Source organism: Craterilacuibacter sp. (assembly GCF_051659485.1).
Lineage (GTDB): Bacteria > Pseudomonadota > Gammaproteobacteria > Burkholderiales > Chromobacteriaceae > Craterilacuibacter.
Genome location: NZ_JBOFOO010000010.1, coordinates 1 through 4,075 on the forward strand (window position 1 = coordinate 1; position 4,075 = coordinate 4,075).

Consider the following 4,075-nt stretch of genomic DNA (forward strand, 5'->3'; position numbering starts at 1 on the left):
AGGCGGCCGGAACGAGTTCTGCCGTACACGCTGCAGAGAATTTAAATATCTGCCATGCAGTGCATATCTTGTTTATAGATTTATTTATTCAAATTGGAAGGGACGGTGGGAAATTTTTTATCGGAAAGCAAATAACGCATACTCGAACCCAGATCAACTGCTCAATGCCGATCCAAATAGCCGTTCGCGATAGCGTGGCATCACGGCAGGCATCAATTGCGCCAGAAAATTGCGATGCAATGTGTAAGCTGCATGACTATCCTGATTGATGGAAGAAACACGAACCAGCAAACCATCAGGAATAACCCGCTGACGCAGGGTATAGTCAAGCTCTGCCCATTTTTTCATTTTCGAGTCGGCAAGAGCCGTACTTCCTACAGTAAACCAATAGGTGACAGGCTCAAACCGCCTGTTGTCCAATACAGTTTCCAGATGGCGTACCTGCATTTTTTCACTTCCGAAAAGCAAGGTATCAATCGCATTACTATTTACTACAAAACCTTGTGCCGGGTAGCACACCTCCGGGTAATGCAATTGCATCCCGTCGCGCTGATCGGCGCCGTAGGCAATAACCAGCATAACCCGCTCACCATTGTCGTTTACATATGTCCTAGACAATGTCTTGGTATATATCTTTTCTATCATGGCCTGCTGCTGAGGATTCACCACGGGCATCACAGAAATATCATCCAGTTTCCAGCCTGAAAACTGCTGCGGAATGGCCGTATCCAAATCCATCACACCCCATTTTTCTGACAAATAATGCCTGGGCTTCAAATAAATCGCCAGCAGTGAAGAAAAAATCATCAACAGGCATGCGAATCCGGCATTGACAATATTTTTACGCATCGAGACTCCTTACCTTCCCCCCGATCCGCAACAGGCTGTCGGCGACAATTATCATCATAAATGCAGCAAAAAAAAGCACCATGCCGGAAAAACCATGCAGAAAACCCTGCCCGGCAGCATCGCCAAAATAATACGTTATTAATATAAGGACACAAACACGAATAACATTGGCAAAAAAACTGATAGGAACGATTAAAATAGCCAAGCCTATATTGCGCAACAAAGAAGCATGACGCACTACATTAAGATAGAGCAGCCCCATCGCCTCCAATGTAAACAAGGTCTGTAAACCGGCACAGGCATCCGCAACCAATAACTGGTAAGACCCAATCTGTAATGTAACGCCGGTGCGGGCAATAGGGTAACCAACAGCAAACAATAAATTTTCAGCGACCCAGGAAACAGCAGTTTTCATGGGCAAGGTAATGGCATCGACCATAGCCATTGGCAGCGGCAATAAAAACAACATGAAAAACAGCACAAACCACAACGGCTTGAGTGCTCCCCTCCCATATAGTAGCAATACGCAACCCGTCAGCATGAAAATACTGGAAGCAACTTCCAGAATCAGAATACCTTGAGAGCGGCCAAGCATATACATCAGGCAGGCCAGCAGCAAAAGCGGCCATGCCCAACCCGTTTCCGGCATGCCTTGCGCCTCGGCAAGTTGACGGCGAGCACGCCAGAACAGCCAGATGCAAATCAACAGTACAATAGGGCCATGCCCCTGCTGCTCACTACGCCACAACCCGTTCATCAAGTCATAAATGGTCGGTACGTACAGAACAGCAAGCCCGGCACCTGCCAGAAGCAATGGCAAACTGGCAGGCCATTTGGATGAAAAAAAACCCGGTTGGATCAGTCTGATCATCACATTGCGCCCAAGAAATTAAAGTTACAAACCCGCTACACCCTTTTCAATTGCCTTTGCATTTACAGATGCCGCAGAGGCCTCGGGAGCCTTGATACCAGACGGCGCCACACTATCAATTTTATATTCTACTTTTGCATTCTTCTTCAAATTTTCCAATATTGAACGTGCTACATCCTTATTTTTTTGCGCTACCAATATAGCCGCAATCTGCGGCAAGGCGGTCACTTCATCGATAGGCAGTAATTTTTTACCCATCAGGCTAACCAAAAAAATCTGCTGTGGCGTATCAAAAACAATTGAATCCCCCTCCTTCAGTGCAGCAATTTCCGGCAACCACTGCATCGGTATATTCTCGGCTGCCAAAGCACCTATTTCAGCATTGACAGGCAATTGCTGAGACTTAACCCAAGTTGAAATTTCATCCATATTTTTACCGGAATTGATTTGCACTTTTAAAGCAGCAAGCAAATCAGAACTGGCTGGAAATGAAAGTTTTTGCAACTGAAAAACATGGCGATCCGCAAACAATTCAGGATGTTGTTTGTAATATTCCTGTGCATCCTCCTTGCCCGGTTTGACCTGCGCGCCCGCAGCGCGCTCCAGCCATGAGCGGGCCAGTACTTCATTACGCGCATTTTCCATGGCCATCATGACTTGCGGATCACGATCAAGTTTCTCTTCAATAGCCTTATCGATTAGCAAGCGTTGCTCAACAAGATGATCCAAAACTTGTTTTTGTACAGTTTTGGCATCACTCCCTGGCGGGTACGACATGGACTGCATGGCCGTATTCAGCTGATGAACCGTAATTTCACTACCGTTAACCTGAGCTGCCAGCTGACTAACCGGTACATCATCACCATTGCTACATGCAGTAATAGCTAAAACAGACATCAGCAGCATGCCTGGCCTGAGCTGAAAAAAACGGGATATTTGATAAGCCATAACATTCATGATTACATCTCCATCTCTCAGGCCTAGAAACCTGCCACAAATAAATAAAAATCAAAAGCCCAAGGCAACACCCAGCCAATATTGCTGCCGGCGATAACTTGGATAAGGATCTGTGGTATTCCTTTTTTCGTGCTGCATCGTTGCCGTCAATGTGAGTGGGTCAAATGGACGCCATTCCGAACCAATACTGGCGATATCGGTTTTATCATTACGCTGAGGAATACCGGCAGGAGCTCCTTTATAATCCGCAGCGGAATGGAGTAAGGATGCAAACAAGCGAATTTTGCTACTTATCTGCAAGCTTGGCTCAATACTGAAAGTATCGGTCGTTCGTGAAGAAAATATCTGCTGAGAATCTATATCTCGCTTGATCGAAACATTAAGCTCAAGCTTATCCGTTGCTTTCCAGTTAAACACGGCATACCCATTAGAACCAGAGTAATCGAGGGAAGCATCATCGTAACTACGCTTTATTCTCCCTAGGCCAGCATCCAGAGAAGTCTTGCCGCCCAACTGCCAGTTAACTGCCACTAGGTAACTGCGCTGATCAAAGTCTCGATTTTCCTGCTCTGTTCCTCGACCATCGCGTACAACAAACTGCAAGGCATTTCCGGCCGGCGTCTGGTAACGCAGACCTAGATCGGCAGTGTCTGCTTTTTCATTGACGGAAAAACTGTTTTGACTGTAGTCAGTCTTGGTCGAATCAATGCCGGCAAGCAAATAGACTCTTTGCAAGGCCTGCCATGACAGGCTGGCACGCTGAAGATCGCTACGCTTGATATTGATACTGTCACCTGAAAAAGCTGGATCCAGCAAATCGGGAACCTCTTCATGGCGCAGGAGAAAATCTCCCCGCAAGCGGGAACCCAATACCCATTTCCAACCTACATCGTAGGGATAGGCGATAAAGTTATTGTTATCAAATTCGCTGTATCGATAATCAACCGCTGAAAAATCCAACTTTAAGTGCTGAAGACTGTAGTACTTGTCTATGGATACACCCACTTCCGTCCGTGCCAGCCAGTCGGATTTGGCATCCTGCTCGCTACCGAACAGATTCGAGTCATGGGTAAGCCGGGTTCCGACGCGAAACTTGACCGTGTCCAGATCATCCGCATAGGCAGAGCATGCCCCTGCAAAAAGCAGATACAGCACACCATGCCGCAATAGCGGGTGACAAGCATATTGCTTCTTGTATCTGCTTGTTTTTTTCATGCCTCCCCCTAGTTCAAAACCTACAACGCTCAACGCGTCTCAACTAAAAATCATGTCATGTTTTACGGCTAAGACATCACGCATAGACAGCACCACCCTGCAATGACAATAGACTTTAAATAATGCAATTGAAAGGTATTATTCATGACTGCAGCAAACCCCTTGATGTGCGCCTCAGGGAGA

At 46.5% G+C, this 4,075-nt stretch carries 4 protein-coding genes; all 4 read right to left on the reverse strand.

What is annotated here, in order from left to right:
- Positions 1-153: 153 nt before the first annotated feature.
- From epsI to ACRC1E_RS00260, 4 genes are read right to left on the reverse strand one after another with little or no spacing between them, the layout of a single operon-like run.
- Positions 154-849, reverse strand: a complete 696-nt coding sequence (gene epsI / locus ACRC1E_RS00245; RefSeq protein ID WP_438513102.1) for an exosortase-associated protein EpsI, B-type — start codon at positions 847-849, stop codon at positions 154-156.
- Positions 842-1,720: an exosortase B gene (xrtB, locus tag ACRC1E_RS00250; protein ID WP_438513103.1), complete on the reverse strand. Its 879-nt coding sequence runs from the start codon at positions 1,718-1,720 to the stop codon at positions 842-844. The genes epsI and xrtB overlap by 8 nt, the downstream gene beginning before the upstream one ends.
- Before the next feature lie 24 nt (positions 1,721-1,744).
- Positions 1,745-2,677: an EpsD family peptidyl-prolyl cis-trans isomerase gene (locus ACRC1E_RS00255; protein WP_438513104.1), complete on the reverse strand. Its 933-nt coding sequence runs from the start codon at positions 2,675-2,677 to the stop codon at positions 1,745-1,747.
- A 51-nt stretch (positions 2,678-2,728) separates the two neighbouring features.
- A complete protein-coding gene (locus tag ACRC1E_RS00260) occupies positions 2,729-3,892 on the reverse strand; it encodes an outer membrane beta-barrel protein (RefSeq protein ID WP_438513105.1) in 1,164 nt (387 codons plus the stop codon).
- Positions 3,893-4,075: the final 183 nt, after the last annotated feature.